The sequence below is a fragment of the Ruegeria sp. BB9 genome, assembly GCF_056539345.1.
In genome coordinates, this window is record NZ_JBQFUU010000002.1 from 122,320 (window position 1) to 146,385 (window position 24,066).

The 24,066-nt window shown below is 54.3% G+C and carries 16 protein-coding genes and 1 pseudogene; 8 read left to right on the forward strand and 9 right to left on the reverse strand.

The window, feature by feature from the left end; all coding sequences use genetic code 11:
* Nucleotides 1-326: 326 nt before the first annotated feature.
* A complete protein-coding gene (locus tag ACR0FC_RS08020; protein ID WP_170339692.1) occupies nucleotides 327-2,447 on the reverse strand; it encodes an AAA family ATPase in 2,121 nt (706 codons plus the stop codon).
* Between the two features lie 260 nt (nucleotides 2,448-2,707).
* Nucleotides 2,708-3,013, reverse strand: a complete 306-nt coding sequence (locus ACR0FC_RS08025; RefSeq protein ID WP_170339694.1) for a hypothetical protein — start codon at nucleotides 3,011-3,013, stop codon at nucleotides 2,708-2,710.
* Nucleotides 3,014-3,486: 473 nt separating this feature from the next.
* Between ACR0FC_RS08025 and ACR0FC_RS08030 the strand changes: the two genes are divergently transcribed.
* From ACR0FC_RS08030 to ACR0FC_RS08065, 8 genes are all read left to right on the forward strand, one after another.
* Nucleotides 3,487-4,455, forward strand: a complete 969-nt coding sequence (locus ACR0FC_RS08030; protein WP_170339696.1) for a hypothetical protein — start codon at nucleotides 3,487-3,489, stop codon at nucleotides 4,453-4,455.
* 202 nt (nucleotides 4,456-4,657) lie between these two features.
* The gene (locus ACR0FC_RS08035; RefSeq protein ID WP_367646647.1) at nucleotides 4,658-5,263 is read left to right on the forward strand and encodes a DUF1819 family protein; all 606 of its coding nucleotides are present in this window, start codon (nucleotides 4,658-4,660) and stop codon (nucleotides 5,261-5,263) included.
* Complete coding sequence (locus ACR0FC_RS08040) at nucleotides 5,264-5,866, forward strand: DUF1788 domain-containing protein (protein ID WP_170339698.1); 603 nt, start codon at nucleotides 5,264-5,266, stop codon at nucleotides 5,864-5,866.
* A gap of 4 nt (nucleotides 5,867-5,870) precedes the next feature.
* Nucleotides 5,871-9,392, forward strand: a complete 3,522-nt coding sequence (gene brxC, locus ACR0FC_RS08045) for a BREX system P-loop protein BrxC (protein ID WP_170339699.1) — start codon at nucleotides 5,871-5,873, stop codon at nucleotides 9,390-9,392.
* Nucleotides 9,393-12,842: a BREX-1 system adenine-specific DNA-methyltransferase PglX gene (gene pglX, locus ACR0FC_RS08050; RefSeq protein ID WP_170339700.1), complete on the forward strand. Its 3,450-nt coding sequence runs from the start codon at nucleotides 9,393-9,395 to the stop codon at nucleotides 12,840-12,842.
* Nucleotides 12,842-15,349, forward strand: a complete 2,508-nt coding sequence (gene pglZ, locus ACR0FC_RS08055) for a BREX-1 system phosphatase PglZ type A (protein ID WP_170339702.1) — start codon at nucleotides 12,842-12,844, stop codon at nucleotides 15,347-15,349. Before pglX ends, pglZ begins: the two co-directional genes overlap by 1 nt.
* An 11-nt stretch (nucleotides 15,350-15,360) precedes the next feature.
* A complete protein-coding gene (gene brxL / locus ACR0FC_RS08060) occupies nucleotides 15,361-17,436 on the forward strand; it encodes a BREX system Lon protease-like protein BrxL (RefSeq protein WP_170339703.1) in 2,076 nt (691 codons plus the stop codon).
* A gap of 204 nt (nucleotides 17,437-17,640) precedes the next feature.
* Nucleotides 17,641-17,997 (forward strand): hypothetical protein, encoded by a 357-nt coding sequence (locus tag ACR0FC_RS08065; protein WP_170339705.1) that lies wholly within the window; start codon nucleotides 17,641-17,643, stop codon nucleotides 17,995-17,997.
* Nucleotides 17,998-18,445: 448 nt separating this feature from the next.
* Here the strand turns inward: ACR0FC_RS08065 and ACR0FC_RS08070 are convergent, their stop codons facing one another.
* The 7 genes and pseudogenes from ACR0FC_RS08070 to ACR0FC_RS08100 form a co-directional block, all read right to left on the reverse strand.
* On the reverse strand, nucleotides 18,446-19,567 hold the full coding sequence (locus ACR0FC_RS08070) for a reverse transcriptase family protein (protein ID WP_170339707.1): 1,122 nt from the start codon (nucleotides 19,565-19,567) through the stop codon (nucleotides 18,446-18,448).
* Nucleotides 19,564-20,871, reverse strand: coding sequence for a hypothetical protein (locus tag ACR0FC_RS08075; protein WP_170339709.1), 1,308 nt, complete (start codon nucleotides 20,869-20,871; stop codon nucleotides 19,564-19,566). The genes ACR0FC_RS08070 and ACR0FC_RS08075 overlap by 4 nt, the downstream gene beginning before the upstream one ends.
* A 371-nt stretch (nucleotides 20,872-21,242) precedes the next feature.
* Nucleotides 21,243-21,467: an IS66 family transposase gene (locus ACR0FC_RS08080; RefSeq protein WP_367646653.1), complete on the reverse strand. Its 225-nt coding sequence runs from the start codon at nucleotides 21,465-21,467 to the stop codon at nucleotides 21,243-21,245.
* A gap of 124 nt (nucleotides 21,468-21,591) precedes the next feature.
* A pseudogene (locus ACR0FC_RS08085) lies at nucleotides 21,592-21,774 on the reverse strand (ATP-binding protein); the annotation flags it as partial.
* A gap of 127 nt (nucleotides 21,775-21,901) precedes the next feature.
* Nucleotides 21,902-22,321 (reverse strand): AAA family ATPase, encoded by a 420-nt coding sequence (locus ACR0FC_RS08090; RefSeq protein WP_170339711.1) that lies wholly within the window; start codon nucleotides 22,319-22,321, stop codon nucleotides 21,902-21,904.
* A gap of 69 nt (nucleotides 22,322-22,390) precedes the next feature.
* Nucleotides 22,391-23,170, reverse strand: a complete 780-nt coding sequence (locus ACR0FC_RS08095; protein ID WP_170339713.1) for a hypothetical protein — start codon at nucleotides 23,168-23,170, stop codon at nucleotides 22,391-22,393.
* 145 nt (nucleotides 23,171-23,315) lie between these two features.
* On the reverse strand, nucleotides 23,316-23,657 hold the full coding sequence (locus tag ACR0FC_RS08100; protein WP_170339715.1) for a hypothetical protein: 342 nt from the start codon (nucleotides 23,655-23,657) through the stop codon (nucleotides 23,316-23,318).
* Between the last annotated feature and the right edge of the window lie 409 nt (nucleotides 23,658-24,066).

The following is a 24,066-nucleotide window of genomic DNA, read 5'->3' on the forward strand; positions in this document are numbered from 1 at the left end:
AGTGGCATTCCAGTTGTCGGCTCCCTGCCACTTCAGGATTCCGCCGCAAGTTAATTCGGTGCCATAGTAGGTTGGGAAGAAAAGTTGTTAAGAGGTTTTGGTCAAACGGGCAGCGCTCGATTGGTGCAGCGGATAGCCTTAACCTCGTCTCAGCAGTGGTTTTGAAGAAGCACACCACTGAGGAGACTGGCTATAAGCGCCATCCATTCCTTCGCTATTTGAAAAACGTAGCATCGCTTATCTCATGCCTGCGGCACAACGCCTTCGTGCTAAGCGCAGCCTGATGTTGTTCTTCCGGCCTCGGATTGGGCGCTGACAACGCTCTGCTACGATGCGCGCGCATCTGGCAACGGCGGCGTCATGTCTCGATCAGGCGAGGTCTGACTGGAAGACTCGGGGCCTTGCCGACGGGCCGCTGGAGCCAGAATAGCTTCCAGTTCCTTCAGGCCCAGTTGCCGATGCTCCAACAAGGCTGCCGCCACGGCCGTGACCTCCTGCCGCCGTTGCAGAATTGCGACCTTTGCAACCTGCTCGGCTCGTTCCAGTCGAATATTCACTTTCTTCAAGACAGCCGGATCAGCGAGTAGAGAATTCAGCTCACCGATTTCGATAGGACGCCAAAGCAAGCGCTGCGCGCCAAACCCAAATTGGGTTTCCATTTGCACGGCCAGCAGAGTTGCCCTGGCCAGATCGCTGGTTTCGTTCCCACCGGCCCCTGACGAAACCGAATTCAGGAAAGCACTTTCGGCAACCCGGCCCGCCAGAGCCGTCGAAATCATCGCTTCCAGCTCGGGGGCTGTCGGATAGTGACTTTTTGAGGCAAATTCCACGGATCCGCCCTGAGCGGTGATTTCCGCGCGGACGGGTACGCCCCGTCCCAGGGCGTGGCCGACAATGACGTGCCCGGCTTCGTGAATGGCCGCCCTTTGCAAATCATCCGGAGAGGAAGCGGGCGCAAAAAGCTTGGCTGTCATCAGGATATCCTGATCTGTTAGTCCTCGGTTATGCCGTCGCGACAAACTTCTGGCCTGGCGAACAACGGCGGCCGCGTCCGCACCGCTGTATCCGACCAGGTGGGCGGATACCTGGCGGATTGCCTCATTAGACACCGCATCGCCAGCCAAGCTTTTCAGGATTTCAGAGAAGGCTGCCTTGTCCGGCAACTTCATCTCGATCTTGAGATCAAATCGACCGGACCGGATCAACGCGGAATCAAGCTTGTCAAAGCTATTGCAGGCTCCGACGACCAAAACGCCCTGGGTCGTCCGGGCGCCATCGAGCTGCTCAAGGAGCGCGTTTGCAGCGGCGCGGACATAACCCGCATTGTCACCCGATGCGGTTTCGCGATCACCGAAACTATCGATTTCGTCGATGAAGAGCAGGCTGGGCGCATTGTCGCGAGCATCCTCGAATGACTTGGCCATCGCTTTGATGAAGTCGCCCAGATGCCCGCGCTTCTGCCAGTCCGCGTAGCTCGTGGCGACAAAATGGAAGCCTGTCTGCTCTGCGAGTTTGCTGGTCGTGAAGGTCTTTCCAGTCCCCGGAGGACCATAAAGCAGAACGCCCCGCGGGATCTCCGACCACTGGAGATCGCCGGTCGCCCAATTTGCCATGTCTGCCGAAAGCTGTTCCAGATGGAGGCGGGAGTCACCCAGGCCTTTGACGGCCTTTAGGGCATTGCCTCGGGGCTTTGAAGAGGTCTGGGTTGTAGCGTTCTTGATTGTGGAAACCGCATCGGAAAATCTCGGCCGACGTGCCGCCAGAGCCAAGCCATCCGGTTTCAGAGTAGACAAATGGCTGCTGTCAGCAGGCTCGGGTCGACCGACAACATCGCCACGTACTTCCTGGTCTCCATGCAGAATCTCATGGAGTTTTTTGATCATGGGCCAGGTCAACGAAGCCAACGATTTCCAGTTGGAAACGGATGGCTTGGCTACATCTGGAAAAGCTTCCATCCGGTCGATGACGAAAATGACTGGCTCCCTCTTGGCCAACCGCTCAATTACGTCCTGCGCAAAGTCCTCGCGCGCGGAGCGTTTCTTCGATGGTGAACGGGCTTCCGGAGACACCGCCTGAAACTTCGGCAGGTACTTGTGCTGGTTGCGAATTGCCGGCAGTAGCCCCCTGTTCAATGCTTCTTGGGTCGGAGCAACCCAAGCCGCGTTTCCTGTTTCGATCACGGTTACCGCGAATGGGTGATAGATCGATTCCACGAGTTCGTCTGGATCCGATGGCAGTGTTCCGAACAGCCGCATCAGTGCGGCAACCGATGCCACATCATATTGCCCGGAAATCGACTGCCAGATCGCACAGGGACCCTCGCCGTTTGGCTCGGTTTCCGTGAGTTCCGGCCAGCGAGCGTTCTGGTCCAAGTATTCGAGGGCATTAGTAAAGAGTTCGTTGAGTTCTGGAAAACGTGCAGTGGAATTCTTTTCAACACGGGTCATCGCGTGTCCTTTTCGGCATCAATCTGAAGGCAACCGGGCAAGCCGCGAGACGCGGCGCCAACTGGATCAGCTGCGCGATATCGAGTTCGCGAGGGCGAACCGCACGTATTCAGATTTTGATGCCGAAAAGCGCATGGATTGAATTCCTCTCGGGCTGATCAACTTAAGGAAGCGGCTTTGGAAGGTCAAGAAGGAACCGGTTCAAGCCGCAAACAGCGCGTAGCTCGCAAAAGGTTGATCGCTTTCAATGGACTTCCAGTTCAGGCCGCGATTGTGCGCCGTGACTGTGTCCATTCTGCGTGCAGTTCCGCAAAAACATCGTCGCTCAGGAAGGCCCGGATACTGTGTCGGGTTGTCAGCACGTAGCGCATGACGTCGATTGCGCAATTTGCGTGTTCCGTGTCCAGCGACATCAGGGAACCTGGGTCGAACGGATACCACGTCGGTTCAACGCAGAACATCAAGACATCGCGGGCTGCGATGCCGGAATTCTGTTTGTGGCCAACGGCCAAGCTGGCCAAGGTTTCAACTGAGGTCGCAAGTGTTGCTGCTCGATCATGTGACATTGTCTGTCCTCTTTTCTGGTGGTGCTTTCAGACTACCAGTTGGAGGTTAAACTGAGGTTTCACTGCGATGATTTGCGCTCTTCTGTTCATCCGCGTTTCGCTGAACAGCGAGTTCGTTCGCAAAAACGAAAAAGCTTTGCATGGGAGAGTACTGGGGATTCGAGACAAAGCTAGTAGGAGAAGGTGTCGTGGACCAAACGCCCAAAAGCAATCAGCAGCGATTGCAGGCTTAAGGGAATAGGCCGACGTCTTGTCAGCTGGATCTTTTCTGGCAATAATTCGCAAAATTTAGTCAAAAAAGCGCAAGCTTCCTCGTTCTACGAAGCCCAGCTAGCGGGTTGGAAAGTTCAAGTGCAATCTTGCCGGGCTCAACCGTCATACCGCCAATGAACTCATCTCTTCTGTTTGCAGGGGGGAGATGAAAAGAGTTCGATCTAGGACAACAAAAGAGAAAATGTGGTTAGAAAAAAGTAATGACCTGGAACATCTTGGCCGTCGGTCTCGCCGCGATCTGCGCTGCCGTCGCGGCACTTGCAGCAGGTGCGGATACGGAAAACATGAACCAAGAAAACGACATCGGAAATCGATTTCTGGCTGATTGGGGCTACGACCTGCCTATATCGGGGACAATGGAAGCTGGAACACGCGCACGCCCCATCGTGATCGAACTTCAAGACAGGATGGCCCCGAATACTGTTGCTTTCTGGACCATCGCGGGAATTCACAACGGACAAGCTGCCATGCTTCGGGCCAATGCTCCCGACAATGTCCTCACCGGTACATATTGGCGGACATTGGGAGACGGGCTTGGTCCTACAGACGTTGAGGGTCTGGCGAAGTATGTCGTCGAGCGGAAGACCCTCGGCGTCGAAAAAGTGGCCACCCAAAAGGCCGCCTACTACTTTGACATATCGAGTTTCGGCTCGCGTGAAACGTGGTTCGAGAGCCATCCTGTTGGATACAATTTAGCCCAGGCAAGCCTCTTCTTTCCGCGCGAAATAGGCTGGCTGAAGTACGACCCCAACCACACAGTGGATTACTCAACCAAATACGACAGACCGGACCTGGGCGTGGGGATTGCCTACAGCGCGACGGGAGTGGAGGCAACGATCTACGTCTATCCGGGTAGCGGCAATCAGGGCACAGAGGAAAAGCTGAATCGTGAATGGCTCAAGGCTGTCAACGACCTGACGTCACAGAACCCATCTGCTTTGAAATTGGGAGAGCGCCGGGAGAAGAGCAACTTCTTGCTTCAATTCTGGATAACGGATGACACTGGTTGGAAGGCAACGTCACTGGCAATGTCCTGGAAAAACGGGCATTTCATTAAGGTCAGGCTCACTTGGCATCGCGATCCCACGGTCGACGAGATCGCGATGAATTTTTTATCTGAATTACATGAGCTTGATGTTCTTGATCCTATCGTACGGCCGAGGAATTAGGCCAGAATCCTTGGCGCGCCAGGATCGTGGTGACTTGGCATCATACCGCAGACTTGGTGATTGGGTAGGAGGTTGAAGACAGTTGGCCAATTCGTCAAATGTTCGAGCAAGGACAACCAGAAGATCATCGTTCCGCGCGGCGGTATCAGGTTGAAACTGGGCGCCTCGTTGCTCATAACGGTTGCAAACTTTGGGGGAGAGAGTGGAAGAGGCCAACGAGTATCGGATGTCATTCTCGACGGGTGGTCTGTTTCTCAACGAAAGCGTTGAGGTGGCACGGATGCACCGCGAAGAAGAGTCTTGGGAGCAGACCTTGAACCGCGCAGTCGAGGAAGGGCAAACGCGCCTCCCCAAAGAGGCCTCCAATCGACGAACGCTGCGGGAAATCGTCAACAGGGTTTCGACGCTGTCAGATGAAGAGCGAGCATACCTGACCGATGGGGCTGACAGAACCGACCAGCAAGCTCTTCTCTGGCTTGCGTGCTGCCGGGCCTATAGGTTTATGCGCGAGTTCGCACTCGAAGTCATTCGCGAACGATATTTGTCATATCAGCTGGATCTGCCGCTGGAGACTTTTGACACGTTTTTCGAGGGAAAAGCTGAGTGGAATGAAGGTCTCGCCAATCTGAGCAAGTCTACACGAATGAAGCTGCGGCAAATCATGTTCCGCATGATGCGGGAAGCTGCCGTAATCTCTGACGAAGACAAGATACAGACAGCCTACTTTTCGCCTCGTCTGAAGGCGATGATTCAAGAAAATAATTGGAAAGAGCTGCTGTACTTTCCGGGGCTAGTACTGGGTGACTGAATGGACAAGATCATGAGCCGCAAAGAACGGGCCGAGCACCTGTTCAGAGTGGTTTCAAGCGAGCGTTTTCTCAAGAAACAGGGGTTGGGCAACGAGGTCCCCTTCTTCATCTGTCCTTTCCCTGCGCAAGAAGGGCTGTCGATGATGGGGGATCGGGAAGACCTCGTCGTGCGGTTGACCAATGCCGGTGTGGGCGTCCTGGACCTCAGTTTGTTTGATCTGTCCCTGGAAATACTCCAAGAGCGCGGCATTTTGGAGCAGATTCTAGAAATCGAATCCGAGACTGACAAAGCGGAAATCCGGGAATTGTTGCAAGGTGTCCTGGATCCCCAGGCGCACCTGGTCCCCAAAATTGCCGAAGCCATAGCGACAAAGAAACATGACGTCCTATTCCTGTCCGGCGTGGGCGAGGTCTACCCCTATATCCGGTCTCACAACGTCCTGAACAATCTTCAGAGTACGGCAAAAGATGCGCCCACCGTTCTTTTCTTTCCCGGTAGCTATACGCACGCGCTGGCGACTGGAGCATCCTTGGATCTCTTCGGATCGCTTCACGACGACAAGTACTACCGTGCCTTCAACATCCTGAACTACGAGGTCTGAGCCAATGACCGCAGTATTGCGAGACATATTCGAAAAGCCAGTCGACCGCGCCATCGATGGCGTGATCAAGGCCGATGACGAAGCAAGCCTTCGTGTGGAACTTGATGAGTATGTCATAACTGGCGAAATCGGACAGCGCCTGGAGCAGTTCCTGGATGCCTACAACAACTACCAGAACGCGAACGGCGTCTGGATTTCGGGCTTCTTCGGTTCGGGCAAGTCGCACTTGCTGAAGATGCTGGCCCTTCTGCTTGAAAACAGGGAAGTGGACGGAAAACGCGCTCTGGAGATTTTCGAGGAGAAGCTGGTCGGCGAGCCCATGCTGGCTGGCGCATTGCGCAAAGCGGTATCCATTCCGTCCCGTTCTATTCTCTTCAATATCGACCAGAAAGCGGACGTCATCTCGAAATCTGATGTGGACGCGCTGCTTGCTGTCTTTCAGAAGGTTTTCGACGAGGCTTGTGGCTACTACGGAAAGCAGCCGCATATTGCTCAGTTCGAACGCGACATGGATGAACGGGGTCAGCTTGAAGCCTTCAGGGCTGCCTATCAAGCGAAAGCTGGCAAGCCGTGGGAGCGTGGTCGAGAAGAAGCCATTCTGGAGGCTCGCAACATTGCTGCGGCTTTTGCTGAAGTCACCGGGGCGGACGCAGAGTCTTGCAAGGACATCCTGGGGCAGTACCGCAAGGACACCCGTGTTTCTATCGAGGATTTTGCCAACCAGGTCAAAGCCTGGCTCGACAAACAAGAGCCAAATTTCAGGCTTAACTTCTTCGTCGACGAAGTTGGGCAATACGTTGCTGACAACGTCAAGCTTATGACCAATTTGCAGACAGTCGCGGAGAGCCTGAACACCAAGTGCAAAGGGCGGGCATGGGTGATCGTGACCGCCCAGCAGGGGATCACGGACGTGATTGGCGATATGAATACCAAGCAGGAGAATGACTTCTCCAAAATCCAGGCGCGGTTCAGCAACAGGATGCCACTGAATTCGGCAGATGTGGCCGAAGTGATTCAGAAACGCTTGTTGTCGAAAACCGAGGCAGGGGAAGTCCAGCTCGGTAACCTGTATGACCGAGAGGAGAACAACCTCAAGACATTGTTTGATTTTGCGGATGGCTCCATCAAGCTGAAGAACTTCCGCGGGCGGGACCACTTCATCGCCAGCTACCCGTTCCCTGGCTATCAATACGACCTTTTCCAAAGCGCCATCCAAGGGCTTTCCGAGCACAACGCGTTCGAGGGGCGGCACAGCTCGGTAGGCGAGCGTTCCATGTTGGGGGTGTTTCAGGAAGTCGCCAAGAAACTAGCGGATGAGCCTGTCGGAGACTTGGCGACCTTCGATCTCATGTTTGAAGGGATCAGGACGGCGTTGAAGTCTTCAGTCCAGCAATCGATCCAGATCGCCGAACGCAACCTCGATGACGAACTGGCGATCCGGATCCTCAAATGCCTGTTCCTCGTGAAATACGTCAAGCCGTTCAAGCCGACAGTTCGCAACATCGGCATCTTGCTCTTGTCCAAGTTCGACGCCGATCAAACCGATCTGCGCCGCAAAATTGAAGAGGCTTTGTCCACGCTTGAGCGCAATACACTTATTCAGCGAAATGGTGAGGCGTATGAGTTTCTGACAAACGAAGAGAAGGAGGTAGAAAACGAGATCAAGAACGTTCCGGTCGATCCGTCCGAACTCTCGAAGGAGCTCGAAACGCTGGGTTTTGATACGGTTTTGCGGCATCGCAAGATCAAGCATCTTTCAACCGGCCATGAATACCCGTTCAGCCGAAAGCTCGACGATCATCTGCTGGGTCGAGAGCACGAACTGTCGATCAATCTAATCTCCCCAGTCAGCGCGGATGCGAAAAGCCCTGAGGCCGTGCGAATGCACAGCTTGGGGCGCGAGGAACTGGCCGTCGTGATGCCGGCGGATGCTCGCTTTACGCAGGACTTGGCGCTCTGGAAGAAGACTTACAAATTCATTCGTCAGTCAAGGATCGGATCTCCGCAACCTGGCCGTGACCGAATTATTACCGAAAAGGGCGAGCAGAACGCTCGCAGGTTTAAGGATCTGGAGATGCGCCTCCGCAAACTGATGGGCGAAGCGCGCCTGTTCGTTCGCGGCGAAGAACTGGATATTGGAGGAGAGGACCCCCAAGAACGCATTCAGAAAGCTTTTCAAGTTCTTGTCGACAAGGTCTACGTCAACCTGCCGATGTTGCGGAACGTCACCTATTCTGAAGCGGATTTGAACAGGGCAGCGAATTCGGAAAGCGGGCTCTTCGGAGACACTGGAGCTGGATTGGGGGAGGCGGAGCAAGATGTTCTCAACTTCATCCAGGCTCAGGCTCGCAATGGGGTAAAGGTTTCCGCGAAATACCTCCTCGAACAGCGGACAACGAAACCGTATGGCTGGCCAGAGATTGCGGTTCTCTGTATTGCAGCCGGCCTGTCCGCAAAGGGAAAGATCGAAGCACGCTCCGATAGTTCTGTGCTCGAAGGCAGTGCGTTGGCAACAATGCTGAAGAACAACCGGGAGCTTTCCAACGTCCTATTCACACCGCAGACCGAGTTCACGGCTGCACAAATCAGGAAGGCTAAGGATCTTTACCAGGAGCTTTTTGATATCCCGGCGGACGCGTCCGACGCCCGAGCTCTTGGGGCGGAATGGGCGCAATCCCTTGAGAATTTGGTGGCCGAAGTTGAGGGCTTTGTTCGACAGAAATCCACCTATCCTTTCATGGCAGCTTTGGACCCTTTCCTGGAAAGCCTGAAGGCGATGGTCGGAAAGCCGGCAACATGGTTCATCACCGAACCCGCGAAACACGAAGACGACATTCTCGATGCCAAGGAAGATATCCTAGACAAGATCCGCAGTTTCATGGCCGGGGCGCAGCGGCAGATCTACGATGAGGTTCGCGACTTCCTGACCCGTCAGGACGCCAACATCTCATATGTCGACGCGGCCGCTGGTGAAAAGCTGCGCGCGGCAATGGCCGATCCGGAGTGCTACAAGGGTTCTTCGATCCAGAATCTGAAATCCGATCTATACGACTTGAAAAACAAGGTCGAACTCAGGTTGCTGGAAGAGCGGAAAGCCGTTGAGGCCGCCGTGAATGACTGCATGCAAAAGGTCGAACAGCTCGATGAATTCAAGGCGCTGCCCGCCGATCATCAGGCACAGATCAAACGACGCATAACAGATCACAAGGCGGACTTGGGAACAGTATCCCTGATCGCCGTGCTTCGGGATCGCAAAACAGGGGTGCAATCAGACTTGTTGCCTAGTGCGCTTGCGGAAATTGAGCGGCTGTCCAAACCAGTGCCTGCGCCACAACCAACCGATGACGGCTTCAACGGTGACCCCACGCCGCAACCGGCACCGGTCAAGTACGTGAATGCCAGGGAGATCAAGGTTTCCTATTCCAAGCCTTACCTGTCCGAAGAGGCGGACGTGGACCTCTATCTCGACGAAATGAAAAAGACCCTGCTGGCGGAAATCCGGGCAGGCAAGAAAGTGATCGTGTAAATGGATACCAACGCGCTCAAGAAGTTCGCTCAGGCAGCCCGAAATCTTCTGATCGATCAAGTCACCTCAAAGCTCGATCTCGTGCTTGATCCCGCCAGTGCCGCGCGGCGAGAGCATCCGCAGGCCATCAAGGATCTGGAAGCGGCGATCACGCGGGACGGGCGCCAGCAGGTGATCGAACAGGTCGCCTACACCTGGTTCAACCGGTTTACCGCGCTGCGGTTCATGGATTCCAACGGGCTCAACACGGTGCGCGTCGTGTCTCCGGCCGAGGGCGCGACACGGCCGGAGATCCTGGCAGAAGCAACCGCAGGTAACTTGCCGGACGGCGCCCCCGCGACGATCCAATCCCTGCTCGACGGGCGCACGCCGTCCAACGACCCGCAGGGCGAGGCCTACCGCCTGCTGCTCGTCCATGCCTGCAACGGCTGGCACAAGCACATGCCCTTCCTGTTCGAGGAAATCGACGACTACACTGAACTGCTGATGCCCGAGGATCTGCTGTCCCAGACCTCCATCCTCGCCGAACTGCGCAAGGTGATGACCGAGGACGCCTGCCAGGATGTCGAGATCATCGGTTGGCTCTACCAGTTCTACATCTCGGAGAAGAAAGATCAGGTCTTCGCGGGGCTAAAGAAGAACCAGAAGATCACGGCCGAGAACATCCCCGCCGCCACGCAGCTTTTCACCCCGCACTGGATCGTCCGCTACCTGGTCGAGAATTCGCTGGGGCGGCTGTGGCTGCTCAATCGGCCGGGGTCGAAGCTGGCCGAGCGGATGGACTACTACATCGCGCCGGAAGAGCCCGAGACGGATTTCCTCAAGATCGGCAAGCCCGAGGAGATCAAGATCTGCGATCCGGCCTGCGGGTCGGGGCACATGCTGACCTATGCCTTCGACCTGCTCTACGCCATCTACGAGGAAGAGGGATACGACCCGACCGAAATCCCCGCATTGATCCTGACCCACAATCTGACCGGGGTAGAGATTGACGACCGCGCGGGGGCGCTGGCGGCTTTTGCGCTGGCGATGAAGGCGGCGGCGCGGTTGGGACGGCGGCGGTTTTTGCGGATGGAGGCAAAACCCGACATCTGCGTGTTGCAGAACGTGACCTTTACCGATGCCGAGATGCAGGACGTCGCCGCTGTGGTGGGCAAGGACCTGTTCACCGATGAGCTACGCGAGACGCTGGGGCAATTCGAGCAGGCGAAGAACTTCGGCTCGCTGATCGTGCCGAAGCTGCGCGATCCGGCAGAGACGCTGCGGGTGGTCGAGGCGCGGGATTTCGGCGGCGACCTGCTGCTGAAAGAGGTGCAGGAGCGCGTCGTCTCCGTGCTGCGCATGGCCGAAGCGCTGTCGCCGAAGTATCACGTGGTAGTGGCCAACCCGCCTTATGCAGGCAGTAGTGGCTTGAATAGCTCGATGCAGGCATTTGCGAAGAAGACCTATCCTGACAGCAAGGCTGATTTATTTGCCATGTTTATGGAGAGGTCTTTGGGGCTGGCTCGTGAAAGCGGTTTTATGGGCATGATAAATATGCAGGCTTGGATGTTCCTGTCATCCTATGAAAAGCTGCGCACTAAGTTGCTTGACAACTATGCGCTTCGTAGCATGGCACATTTGGGGACGAGAGGATTCGACACAATCGGTGGAGAAGTTGTTTCAACCACTGCCTTTGTATTTACAAAGTTTCGCGACCCCGACAGCAAAGGAACCTTCTTGCGTCTCGTTTCTGGTCGATCTGAGCAAGAAAAATCCAATGTCGCTAAGGAAAGCATCGCGTCGAAGAACCCGGAAGTTCTCTACCGCGCGTCATCCAATGACTTCTTAAATGTCCCTGGCACACCAGTAGTGTATTGGCTTGGTGCAAGCTGGATTGATACTTTTAGAAGATCAATTCCTTTAGGCGACGTTTCAACCGCTTCGGAAGGCGTCAAAACGGGAAATAACGAAAGGTTCCTTAGGTATTGGTTCGAGGTGAACAGCTCTGATACCGGCCCATTTGCGGACCGCAATCCTAAGTGGGTATATCATTTGAAAGGCGGTGAGTATCGGAAATGGCATGGCAACTATGAGTATGTCATTCTTTGGGCTCATAACGGTGCAGAGATCAAGGCTCAATCCAATTCTGGAATTCAAGGTCAAACCGCCTTCAACAGAGACGCCGCAATCTGGTCAGATATCACCTCTGGCGGGTATTCTGCACGATTGAAGCCATCTGGATACCTTTTCGATAGTAGCAGCCCAGCTGGATTCCTTACCGAGTCTGAAAGACAAAACGATCTTCTTGGCTTGCTAAACTCGAAAATTTCCGGTGCTGCCGCACCAATGCTGAACCCAACCTTGCATTTCAAGGTTGGGAATTTTCGGTCACTACCATATTTTCCTGTGGAAGCTGGAAAAGTCGAACAGCTGATTGCCTTCTCTAAATCCGACTGGGACGCCTACGAAACCTCCTGGGATTTCACCACGCTCCCGCTGCTCGCTCCGGATCATCGCGGCGAGACGCTGGAGGACAGCTATGCCCACCTCCGCACCCACTGGCAGTCCATGACGGACGAGATGCAGCGCCTTGAGGAAGAGAACAACCGCATTTTCATCGACGCCTATGGTCTGCAAGACGAGCTGACCCCTGAGGTGCCGATTGAGGAGATCACCCTCACCTGCAACTCCGCCTATCGCTATGGCGTGAAGGGCACCGAGGAGGACCGCGAAGTCCGCCTGCGCGCCGACACCATGGCCGAGTTCCTCAGCTATGCCGTGGGTTGCATGTTTGGACGCTACGGCCTCGACGCTCCCGGCCTGATCCTCGCCAACCAGGGCGAGACGCTGGCCGACTACCTCGCCCGCGTGCCCGAGCCGAGCTTCATGCCCGACGAGGACAACGTCATCCCGGTGCTTGACGGGGACTGGTTCCCCGACGACATCACCGAGCGTTTCCGCCTGTTCCTGCGCACCACCTTTGGCGAGGCGCATTTCCGCGAGAACCTGAAGTTCATCGAGGACAGCCTTGGCAAGGACATCCGCAAGTACTTCACCAAGGATTTCTACGCCGACCACGTAAAGCGCTACAAGAAGCGCCCGATCTACTGGATGTTCTCCAGCCCCAGGGGCACGTTCAACGCGCTGATCTACATGCACCGCTACCGGCCCGACACGGTGTCGGTGGTTCTGAATGATTACCTGCGCGCCTTCATCTCGAAGCTGGAGGCCGAGCGCGAGCGGTTGGACAAGCTGGCCGACGACCCGACCGCAACGCAGGGCCAGCGCACCAAGGCGCTAAGAGATGCGGCCACGGTGGCCAGGCAGATCGACGAGTTGAACGAATGGGAGCGCGACGTGATCTTCCCGCTGGCTCAGCAGAAGATCGAGATCGACCTGGATGACGGGGTGAAGCACAACTACCCGCTGTTCGGATCGGCGCTGAAAAAGATCACGGGGCTGAGCTGATGAGTGACCGGATCGGCGCATCTTTGAAGCGGCTTTTCGACGAGCACAGGCTGGTCTTCTGGTACGACGCTGACCGCGACATGCGAGAGGCGTTCGAGGCAGTGGAGTTGCCGGATGTCGAAAAGGTCGAGATCGCCAACAACGAATTCGGCCTGAAGTACCGGATCCTGAAGCAGGAGCCGAAGCAGAAGTTCCTGGTGTTCAAGGAAGGACCCGAGCCGGAGATGAAGGACAACTGGCTGCTGGACCTGCAACTGGCCACAGCCGTTTTCAAGGCGGATCAGGCTGCGATATGGGTCAGCGAGCTCGGGATCCCGAGGCAATACGATGCGGCAGTCCGGGAGCATCTGGAGTTCTATCGGTCCCAGAAAAGATTGGATCGGCTGAAAGAGATTGAGAGGCAGAAGCCTTCACAGTCGACCAACGACGTGCGCCGAAAGATTCTGACCGTATGCACTGGTGCTGAAGGCGAACTGGATACGGTGATCGAGCGTCTGCTGGATGATCTGGCCGAGGGCAAGGAAGATGGCCTGCGGCTGCTGGACCGGGTGGGCTTGACGGATTTCTTCTGGAAGGAAGTTTCAAACACCTACGGGTATCAGTCCGACGCACCGGATTTCGAGGACTTTGCCATCACGTTGTTCCAGTCGGCGTATCACAGGGCCTTGGGTGAGGATAGCAAGTTGAATGCCGAAGCCTTGCTGCTGTTTCGGCGCTGGAAAAACAATCGTCTTTGGAGCAATGCGTTCGAGGCATTGTCTCAGCGCTACCAGGATTTGCTGAAGGTTCCGGAAGACCTTTTGGACAGGGATTATCGAACCCTGGGAACGATTGATCATTTCGAGGAGATCGACCGTCATATCATCCGGTCTCTGGTTTCGGCCATGGCAGAGCAGTCGGTGACCAGCGCAGAGGTTCTGAAAATCACCCGACAGCGCCGGCAAAGCCATTGGTATGCAACATACCAGGACATCTACCAAGCCATCGGATACGCGACCGAGTTTCAGCAGGCTTTGTCGACTGCGAACTTCGGTATGACGAGCCCGGAAGAAGGGGTTAAAAAGTACGTATCCAGCTGGTTCAGACTGGATCAGTTCTACCGAAAGTTCGTCTACCACATGCAAAAGAGTGGCCAGTCGTCGCTGCTGGCCGACCTCTTTGACCTGGTCGAAAATCGATACTCCACCAGCTTCCTGTTGGCGGTCAACGACGCGTGGCAGGATCAGATTGCCCCGCTGAAGGAGTGGAAGATCAAGGGCTACCCCTCTCAACGGGATTTCTACAGGGATCAGGCCGCCGAGTTTCGCCGCCGAGATCAGAAAGTCGCTGTGATCATCTCCGATGCCTTGCGGTTCGAGGTGGCGGAAGAATGTCTGAGAGAAATCCGGAAGCTCAACCGCTTCGATGCCGAACTCAAGCCGATGTTGTCCTCGCTTCCGAGTTACACGCAGTTGGGCATGGCGGCGCTGTTGCCCAACAAGGACCTGAGTCTGGTTCCCGATGGCTCAGGAACAGTCCTGTCCTTTGGCGAACCGACGCAGGGCACCGCCAATCGACAAAAGATTCTCGCGAAGGGTCGTGACGGGGACCGCGTGAAGGCAATGAAAAATGAAGATTTCATGGCGCTTCGAACTGATGAAGGAAAAGAGCTCTTCAGAGACCACGATACACTCTATATCTATCACAACCGTATCGACGCAGTTGGTGACAAGCTGCAAACCGAAGATCGTTTGCCGGAAGCTGCCGAAGGCGCAATCGAGGATCTAACCAAGCTGGTCCGAAAACTCTCGTCCGCGAATTTTTCGAACATCTTGATTACGGCGGACCACGGCTTCATCTATCAGCATCGCGCTTTGGATGAGAGCGACTTTTCCGTCGCGGAGCCAGCTGGCGATGAGATCCTTGTGCGCAACCGGCGGTTTGTGATTGGTCGGGGCCTCAAAGAAAACTCCGGCATGAAAAAGTTCTCCTCGCAGGATCTCGGCCTGACGGGTGAAATCGATGTCCTGGTGCCCAATTCCATCAACAGACTTCGTGTAAAAGGCGCGGGGAGCAGGTTTGTCCATGGCGGCGCCAGCTTGCAGGAAGTGATCATTCCGGTTCTGCGCGTTGGAAAGCAGCGAGAAGCGGATGTCGACCAAGTGGAAGTACGGATCATCGTATCCGGTCGTAATCTGATTTCCTCCGGCCAAACTGCGATTACGCTCTACCAGGAACAGCCGATGTCCGAGAAACGGCAGCCCAGACAGCTTCTTGCTGGCATCTACTCTGCGGACGGGACGCTGATTTCGGACGCACACGAGTTGGTGTTTGATTTTGCCTCGGAAAACCCGCGGGAACGCGAATTGCCACTGAAATTCCTGTTGTCTCGGGCGGCGGACGCCTTCAACAACCAGGACGTATTCCTGAAGCTGCGTCAACGTGTGGGCAAAACGAGCCACTACGAAGACTATGCGAGCCACCGGTTCCAGTTGCGCCGTGGCCTGACCACTGATTTCGATTTCTAAGGAGCGGCCCGATGAGCACTCTCGACGAAAAGATCAATGAGCACTTTGCCGGATATGTCGTTCGCAAGGATCTCGTAAAAGCCGTCAAGGGCAATGCAATCGTTCCCAGCTACGTTCTGGAATACCTGTTGGGACAATACTGCGCCACTGATGACGAAGCCTCCATTGCGACCGGCATCGAAACGGTCAAGGAAATCCTTCGCAAGCATTACGTGCACCGCAACCAGTCAGGCCTCATCCAGTCCGAAATCAAGGAGCGTGGCCGCTACAAGGTGATCGACCGTGTGCATGTGTCCCTGAATGAAAAGACGGATTCCTACGAAGCCGTTTTTGAGAACCTTGCCATCAAGCGGGTGGCTATCGATTCAGGGACGATCAAGGCTCATCCCAAGCTACTTGTTACCGGTGTCTGGTGCATTTCCGATGTCAGCTACGAGTTCACGGAACAGTCTGGCGTATCGCCTTGGACCGTCGATACCCTGAAGCCGATCCAGGTCGCGGGTGTCGATTTCGAGATGTACAAGGAAGCGCGCGGCAAATTTTCGACCGAGGAGTGGATTGACGTTCTGATGCAGAGCATCGGGTTCAATCCTGAAGAGTTCGGCAAGCGAGGGAAGTTGCTTCAGCTCATGCGCCTCATCCCGTTCGTAGAGCGGAACTACAACCTGATCGAACTTGGCCCCAAGGGCACCGGTAAATCGCACATCTATTCCGAATTTTCTCCCCACGGTCAGCTGATCTCGGGCGGCGAGGTCACTGTCCCAAAGCTGTTCGTGAACAACAGCAATGGCCGCATCGGCCTTGTGGGGTACTGGGATGTTGTAGCCTTCGATGAGTTTGCCGGGCGCACCAAGAAGCCTCAGAAGGCGCTAGTCGACATCATGAAAAACTACATGGCAAACAAGTCGTTCTCGCGCGGGGTATCGACCATGGGCGCCGAGGCGAGCTTCGCATTCGTGGGCAACACGGCGCATAACGTACCTTACATGCTCAAGAACTCCGACCTTTTCGAGGAACTGCCATCCGAGTTCCATGACTCCGCATTTATCGACCGACTGCATTCCTACCTGCCGGGTTGGGAAATTGAAGTCATTCGCAGCGAGCTTTTCTCGGAAGGCTACGGCTTCATTGTCGATTACTTGGCCGAAATCCTTCGCCATCTCCGGAACGACGATCTCTCCCTTGTCTATCAAGATGCCGGCTTCAAGCTGAGCAGCCAGATTTCTACGCGGGACAGGGACGCGATCAACAAGACGATGTCTGGATATATGAAGCTACTTTTCCCGGCAGGAGGCGCTTCAAACGAAGAACTCGAAGAACTGTTGTTGCTCGCCATCGAAAGTCGGAAGCGGGTCAAGGATCAACTGAAGCGCATCGACAGTACCTATCCTGAGACCGACTTTCACTTCGTACGGCCTGATGGCGAGAAATGCGCGGTGACGACCTTGGAAGAGGACGAGTACCCCAAGTTCTACCACAGAAATCGGGCATCCGACGTTGATGAGGAAGACGTGGAAGTCGTGGAAGAGGCGTCTTCGGTTTCAGAAGTGTCGGCCACCGCGACCGAAGGCGACGCGTCAGAAGGGACGTCACAGTCTCTCCCGCGCGAGGGCCACATTGTTGTGAAAGAAAACCGAAAAGGTATCACCTTCGAGAAGTTGTTCGGGCCCTGGGTCAAGGGTGCGACCAAAATAGTCGTGACAGACCCTTACATCCGGATGTTCCACCAAGCGCGGAACATGATGGAATTCCTCGAAATGGTCATTCGCCAAAAATCTCCTGAAGATCACATCACCGTCGAACTCGTTACTACGCCGAACGACGGGGATATGACCAAGCAACGAGAGTTCTTGGATGCAATTGTTGCTTCATGCCAGACCGCAGGCATCGACTTTTCCTGGAGTTATGACGGTTCGGGAACGGCACACGCCCGACATATCGTGACGGACACCGGATGGAAGATTTCGCTAGATCGCGGACTGGACATCTTCCAGCACTTCCCCGCTGGTGATGCCTTCAATCTTGCCAACAGGTTTCAAGAACATCGGGCAGTCAAACAGTTTGAGGTGACTTATCTGAGGGTCTAGTCTTCAGCGCTTCTATCTAAATGCCGATGGGTTCTACCGCCACGGCCCCCGAGCACCCAACTAGACATGGAGTATTAGTTCGGCAACTTGACTTTTGACTGCCGGTAGTGGTGACTCCGGTCTAAGGAATAAGTCCACTGTCGTATGTCCATCACGATGAACCCTGCGAGGTAGTGGACCCAACTGAGTTGGACTGACCTAGAAATGCCCCAGAATAAGAAGAACAAGGGTGTCGGAAAACTTGCACAGGCCAAAAAACTTGCGCTGAAGAATGAAGGCCGTAGAAAGCAACTACGCGCCCTTTTGAAGAAAGCAAAGGCCGGAGAGGCGCTGAGCCCGAAAGAGCTCGAAGAAGCTAAAACGCTGGTAGCTCGCATAAACAAAAGTAAAGAACAGATTGAGGATATGGGTTTCGACCCAAAACAAGCGTTTGCCTGGGCAAAGAGCGAGAGCAAGAAAGGCAAGAAAAGTAGAAAGATATCCAAATTTAGGTCGAGAAGATCTCGTGGAAGCGGTGTGGGAACGTACGGGCTCGGAAACTCGATGAGGGTGTGGCGGTAGTATACGACGTGATTTGCACAGCTCAGTGCTTCATCGCTCAGTTCACTAACTGCCTTTGTGTAAACGCCCCAGAAAACTTGACCCTCCCCCCGCTGAAGTGGTCCGCCGGAATGTTTAGAAAAACGTAGGATGGAGCGTCACAACAGGTCACAGAAACAACACCCGTTGCGATGGTGCGTATGTTGTAACAACTCATTTGTGATCGGGAAGGCTGTGATATCACCTGATTTAGGTTTCCGACCCACCCCCCCCTCCCCGCGGAGGCGAGACTCCGAGCCGTCCCCGAAGGGGCCAGCGGGGAGGGGGGGGTAGGGGAGCCTTCGAGAGCTACATCAAAGACCAGCCGAAACCGACCAATCCAACCTTCCGGTGCGGGTTAGCAATGCCCGCAGAGACTGATAACCGCCTTCCCGATCAAAGAGCATTTGAGCACCGGACTCCTATTGGATCAAGAGCGTACAGCTTCGGTCGTCAAACGCTTGTAGAGACTGTCCGCATAATCAGGCTCGATTGAACGAGCGTACGCGATAAGCCCAGCAATGTGCCGTATCATAGAAGGACCACTTTCGAATCCCCGTGCCTCAAGATGCTTGTTGAAACCAATCGCGGGGTTCGTGATCGCGTAAACATGGGTTTCGACATTGTTCTTGAAGCTCCGCGTCAGTCTGGGGCGATCAGTGTCGACGTTTAATCCCAACAGGATCTTTCGGGCACCTGGGGGCGAAATACTTGTTTTTCGTTTGTTCGGAGTGAGGCCAAAAGACCGGATCTGGTCAAGAATGGACCACATAAGCTCCTTCGTTTCATGTCGACTTGACACCGAGCGGGTGGAAAATGCGAGGTCATCAGCGTAGCGGGTATAAATCCAGCCGTTTTTTGCCGCTATTTCCGAGAGACTGACATCGAGCTTGTAGACTGCCAGATTGGCCAGCATCGGGCTGCTCGGGGCTCCTTGCGGAAGCACGCCTAGACGCATTCTGGCAAAATCGTCCTGTGCGGCTCCAAACACTCTCGTGCAAAGACGAGCCAGCTGAAAGCAAATCGGTCTGGGGTATCCCAGTGAGATGAAGGTGTCGAACACCATCATCTCATTGATGGACTCGAAAAAGTTCTTGAGGTCGATCTTTAGCAGCCAGCGAGCGCCGCAATGCTGTCTCACGGCCTTGTAGAGGCTTGATCCTGGGGCATATGCCGTGCTGGCGGCGTGAGGAGTGCAGTTGTTCAGAAGCTGTACAGCGATCCAGCTTTGGGTCTTCGAAAGAAGCGGTTCCGGTACGCAAATCGTCCTACGATTTGACGTCTCGCCATTAGGCCCCAGTTTGGAAACCGAGAATACTCGATACGGATCCTTGTCACGTTCGACGTAGGACAACAGAAGTCCAATAGGAACATCCACGGTCGCGGCCAGATGTGCGAGGGAAAGCAGTACGGGAAGATTTGGCCCCTGAGCCTTGATTCTCTGTGCTATTTCCAAGGCCGGACCGGCGACCGTTGAAATTGCTCCCTTTCGTTGGCAGGCCTCAAGAAACTCGCTCGGGTGCCAAGGGTTTCTTTTCGACGACGAAATCATGGAGCGAATTCTCCGAGGGCTCCACGAGTTGGAACAACCTGCGACGAGGGCTCCTTGAACCTCAATTGCGCCTCTGTCTTTTCATTTTGATCGAGCCGCGCAAATGTCCCCCATATCTCGCGGATTTCCTCTCCTATGGATGATTCGTGCATTTGCTCAGCAAGATTGGGTTCAACCTCAGAAACATTCTTCTGAGCCTGATCCACCGAGGATTCGAACAGGAAACGAGTTATCACGGATTGAACACGGCTACGGGTCTCAATAGGAAGCACCACCAACATGTCTGCAATGTAAGATTGAAGGGATGTGAGCTGCGCGTGCATTTCGTATGCTGCTGCGCTGGGTGTCGGAGTTGCGACAACCCGACAAGGAGAAGCCAGTTTGGCTGAGGAAGCCGAAATTGACGGGCTTGGTTTTCCAGTTGATACGCCCGCTTCAAGAGAACCTAGAAGATAATTGAGATCTACAACCGTTTGGACGCCAGTGTCTTCCGGTGGTTTGACAAAGCGACCATCTATTCGTTTCAACTTTGCGATTTCTTTTCGTAGGTCATCCAAAAATGACAGAGTCTCGCGGTTGTGTTTCCCAAGAACCACTATGGCATTTGCATACTCCAGCGAATCCGCGGAAAGCCCTGTAGAGTATTTGAACTCTTCAAGGCGGTGGCGCCAGCCCCAAGTCATGCCATACCCGAGTGGGCAGAACGGCACCACTGATCGAAGCAGCCCATAGGACCTCCAACTTTTGACTGATGGAGACTTCAACAGGCTTTCCAAGAGGCGCGACACCCGCAGATTGGCTGATGGAAGAAGTTGCTGATCATAGTTAGGCTCAAAAAGTTCGGACCCTACCAACAGGATGCTCCGACATTTCGAAAGGCGCAGTTCGTTGGGCGTTGTTCGAAATGGCCACGAACGTCGCGTTCGATGCAGCTTCTTAAGCACTCTGATGAATACTTCGGTGACGGGGGATTGCCGCACGCCGGGCCTGTAATCATGAGCAAGGCTAGTTGCCCGAAGCGGGGCTTTCCCTTTGGAAGTTCGCACGCGAGTATGCTGGAAGAAATCAGCTGATCCAAAATCGTTTTCGAGATAGATGGCGACGGGTTTCGGAAGCGCAGATGCAACAAGAGAAAGCTGCTGGAACAGGTATCGTTCAAGGATCCCAGAGTCTTTAAGATCAATATCATCCAGTTGTGCACCCAAAGCATCAAAGTGCCGAGGGCCGAGACCCAAGCGGCGAGCCTCAACTCGTATCCATTCTTGCCCAAGTTCGGTTTTCGAAAGCTTGATCTTTTTAGGCATTTTCCCAGCGACCAGATTACCATCGATGTGTGTTCAAATAGCTCGAACCAGCAAGCAAAGGCCTGTCAGCCTCGGATCGTTTGCCGACTCTGAACCAACGAGTTCCGCATGCTATCAAGGCTTGTGGAGTTCGCCCCGTCTCTGGTCCGGCCTTTATGCGATCATTCGGGTTTCCTTCAGTTGGGCTGTAAATTCGTCCGGGGTCAAGTTCCTGAGTGAAGAATGCGGCCAGGTTTTGCTGTAATAAGCCCTCCAGTTGTGTCTGACGTCAGCGCCGACGGGACTGGGTCACTTTCACTCCATGGTCAAAATCTCCACCAACTCATCCAGCTCCAACTTGGCTTTCTTCCACATCGGCTGATGTGTTTCGATCAGCCTCCAGAACGGGTCCCCGTGATCACGATTGCCATTGTTTTCCCGCCACCTTCTGATCCTGCAATCATCCGGGTTTTTCGGCCGACGGCGACAGGCTTGAAGACGTGTTCGGCAGTGTTTTTGTCGAGCGTCAGGTGGCCGTTCGCCAAGTATGGCTGCGCCTTTGGCATTCGGCCAAGGACATACCGGACGACTTGGGCCAGTGGCGACTTGCCGGAAATTTGGGCAGCTGGGGAGGCTCAGCAGAAATCCGCCGCTGCCTAAGTTGAAACAGAAATCGAACCAAGGCCGCCGTTACGAAAACTCCTCTGCATTCCGGCAAGCTCCGGCGACGGACATACTTTCATGAAGGGGCTGCCTATCGAGCAAAGCTCCGGTTAGGCGCTCTGCTCCAAATGTTTCCGTTTACCAGTCGAACGGGAGGTTACTGCTGTTCCGGGTGGAGCCGCGTTCAAATCGCTGAAAGAGCAGTTGGAAAAGCGGTTCGGCACCAGTCTTGCTGGGAGGCAAAAAGCCCAGTTCGTTTACTGCCCGACAGGCGCACGGCAAAGCCATGCCGCGGTAAGAAAAGATCAAAAGCTTCTGCTATACCAGCCGCTTCCAAATCCCTGCTTTCGCCCGATAGGTGTGGAATCTCCAGATCAAGCCTGGAATCTTACACCTTGAACATCTTCTTTCCTTTGTTTCGGGCGCGATCTTTGATGCTCCACCGCTCCAACCGTTTCCGTTGCATCTCAACAATATCGTTTGGAAGGCCATGAACATTTGGGAATTGTCCTTCCAGCGTGATGACGGTCACGTCGTCGGACATTTCGTAGTACTTTGCCACTTCCCAACATTTTGTCATCGTGTTGGCGACCGCAACGTTTTTGCCTTGCGCGAGCGCTTCTCTTGTCGCCCGCTCACATTGGTCGTGGCAATATTGCAGTCGGCTGCGGTCGTATTTGTAGGTTCCGTTTTCATCAATCATGAACTGATCGGCTTCGAAGACGTGGTCGACCACTCCTGCCAATAACAGGGTATTGGCGAAAGCGGTTTTTCCGGACCCAGACGGGCCGCGCAGGAGGTAAAGCATTCGTTTTTTCTTCTTTCAGGATTTCCGTTTTTGGACATTGCGGCGGCGGTTACCCGCCGCCGCACCTGCCTATTCCTCCGTCGAAGTCTGTTCTTCGAGGTTGGCGAAAAAGGCTATAGCGCCCGCACGAATTGCGTCGTCGATTGCTCTTCCTTGATATGCTGTCACCGTGGGACCACTATATTCTTTCAGGGCGTTTAACCCTTTTGCGGAAAAGCCCTTTTTCGCACGCACAATGGTAAGTACGGCTTCAAAATCCATATTCGCATATACTTTATGGGTGAGCCTCATCGAGGCAATATCTCCAGTACGTTGCCATTTGAAATCTGAAACAGACCAAAATTCGTATGGTTCCGGATCGTCGGAGAATGATGCGAACTCAGGTCGCCTGGATACTGTTGCTACTGAATTGCGCAAGCTTCGGTCCTTCAGCGGCATGCTCCAGAAGTGTTCAGCAACCATTGCAATGGCAATCTGTTGGATAGGTGTCAGATCAGTGCGGCTATTCTCGTCGTCCCACGAACAGCACTCCTGGGTGTCAGGCCAGACGGACAGGACTTCTTCCAGCAGTAGCTCTGTCCTTTGACTTGTTGCGTCCAACACGCGCAACCACAAGTCGTGCGTTAGCATAGGAAAATCGGCGCAGATACAGTGCATTAAGCGCTCCAAGCCGCGAGCGATAACGTCATGTGCTGGAATTGTGTCTCGGTCGGGCCAAAACTCTCCAAAGTTCGAGGTGGCGCTCTGTTGAAGAGGGTACAACAGGTCAGGTTTCATTGGCGAGAGCGCCAAGAACTCTTGCACTGCGCCTCTGGGGAAAACTTCCATGATCTCAGGTTTGTTGGGCATGATATCCTTTTCCTTTCGGTGATGGTTTGCGAAGTGGCGCAGCCTTGATTTCAACGGGCAAAGCGAGGGCCTGCGATGAACGTGTGCTCATCACCTGTTCAGGTCTCTAATTTCGCTGATGGATCGTGGCGGCTGCGCCTGGTTGTTAAGACGTGGCCTTGGATTCGCTCTCGATTCGTTTTGCCAACCGGCGTACTTCTAACTCGTCTGCCTCGAAGAGTTCGGCTACATGACGCAGGCTACGACCATGCGTCATTTCAGAATATGGGTACGCACGTGACGGTTCTCGAATTTCCATACAGCACCCTCCGCGCTCTTCATCCGCGAGGTAAAAGCGGTAACCGCTGTCAAAGTCGCCTTTCGGATGCGACAGCCGATGCTTTCGCCGCGAGTATTCAGGTGCGGCGAGATGTGCCGGCGCTGTGACTTCGTTAATATCACAATTCAATACGCCTTGAATGGCGCTTTTGGGGTTTTGGTTTTTCATTTGGCTCCTTTTTCCAATCACTTAGATAGTCTGGAAGATTACTCGGTGGGTGGTCGCCGGATAAAAATCCAGCTTGCGGTCAATATTCGAGCTTGATCTCGGCGTATCAAGAAAAAAATTAGACGCTAAAAAAGAAAATTTTTTCCTACTTATTGCCATCAGCAATTTTTCCGAAAGTGATTTGCGGAAAATTCTCAATAACTAGAAATTGAACCAAAATTAGGGTCAAGTTGATGCCTGAGGCATCAACTTTTTTGGTACCAAGAAATACCAAAAAAAATCAATAATAATTGGTATTGCAATAATGCAACGGTAATTTTTGAGGGGATCGCCTTCGGGGGAATAATGAAGGCCGTTCTTTGGGAATTATTGTTTTGTCAAACGCGGTAAATGCTCCAAGGTAAAGATC

Coding starts and splice junctions, on each gene's coding strand:
- ACR0FC_RS08020 (WP_170339692.1), bottom strand. CDS start 2,447: ATGACCCGTGTTGAAAAGAATTCCACTGCACGTTTTCCAGAACTCAAC.
- ACR0FC_RS08025 (WP_170339694.1), bottom strand. CDS start 3,013: ATGTCACATGATCGAGCAGCAACACTTGCGACCTCAGTTGAAACCTTG.
- ACR0FC_RS08030 (WP_170339696.1), top strand. CDS start 3,487: ATGACCTGGAACATCTTGGCCGTCGGTCTCGCCGCGATCTGCGCTGCC.
- ACR0FC_RS08040 (WP_170339698.1), top strand. CDS start 5,264: ATGGACAAGATCATGAGCCGCAAAGAACGGGCCGAGCACCTGTTCAGA.
- brxC (WP_170339699.1), top strand. CDS start 5,871: ATGACCGCAGTATTGCGAGACATATTCGAAAAGCCAGTCGACCGCGCC.
- pglX (WP_170339700.1), top strand. CDS start 9,393: ATGGATACCAACGCGCTCAAGAAGTTCGCTCAGGCAGCCCGAAATCTT.
- pglZ (WP_170339702.1), top strand. CDS start 12,842: ATGAGTGACCGGATCGGCGCATCTTTGAAGCGGCTTTTCGACGAGCAC.
- brxL (WP_170339703.1), top strand. CDS start 15,361: ATGAGCACTCTCGACGAAAAGATCAATGAGCACTTTGCCGGATATGTC.
- ACR0FC_RS08065 (WP_170339705.1), top strand. CDS start 17,641: ATGCCCCAGAATAAGAAGAACAAGGGTGTCGGAAAACTTGCACAGGCC.
- ACR0FC_RS08070 (WP_170339707.1), bottom strand. CDS start 19,567: ATGATTTCGTCGTCGAAAAGAAACCCTTGGCACCCGAGCGAGTTTCTT.
- ACR0FC_RS08075 (WP_170339709.1), bottom strand. CDS start 20,871: ATGCCTAAAAAGATCAAGCTTTCGAAAACCGAACTTGGGCAAGAATGG.
- ACR0FC_RS08090 (WP_170339711.1), bottom strand. CDS start 22,321: ATGCTTTACCTCCTGCGCGGCCCGTCTGGGTCCGGAAAAACCGCTTTC.
- ACR0FC_RS08095 (WP_170339713.1), bottom strand. CDS start 23,170: ATGCCCAACAAACCTGAGATCATGGAAGTTTTCCCCAGAGGCGCAGTG.
- ACR0FC_RS08100 (WP_170339715.1), bottom strand. CDS start 23,657: ATGAAAAACCAAAACCCCAAAAGCGCCATTCAAGGCGTATTGAATTGT.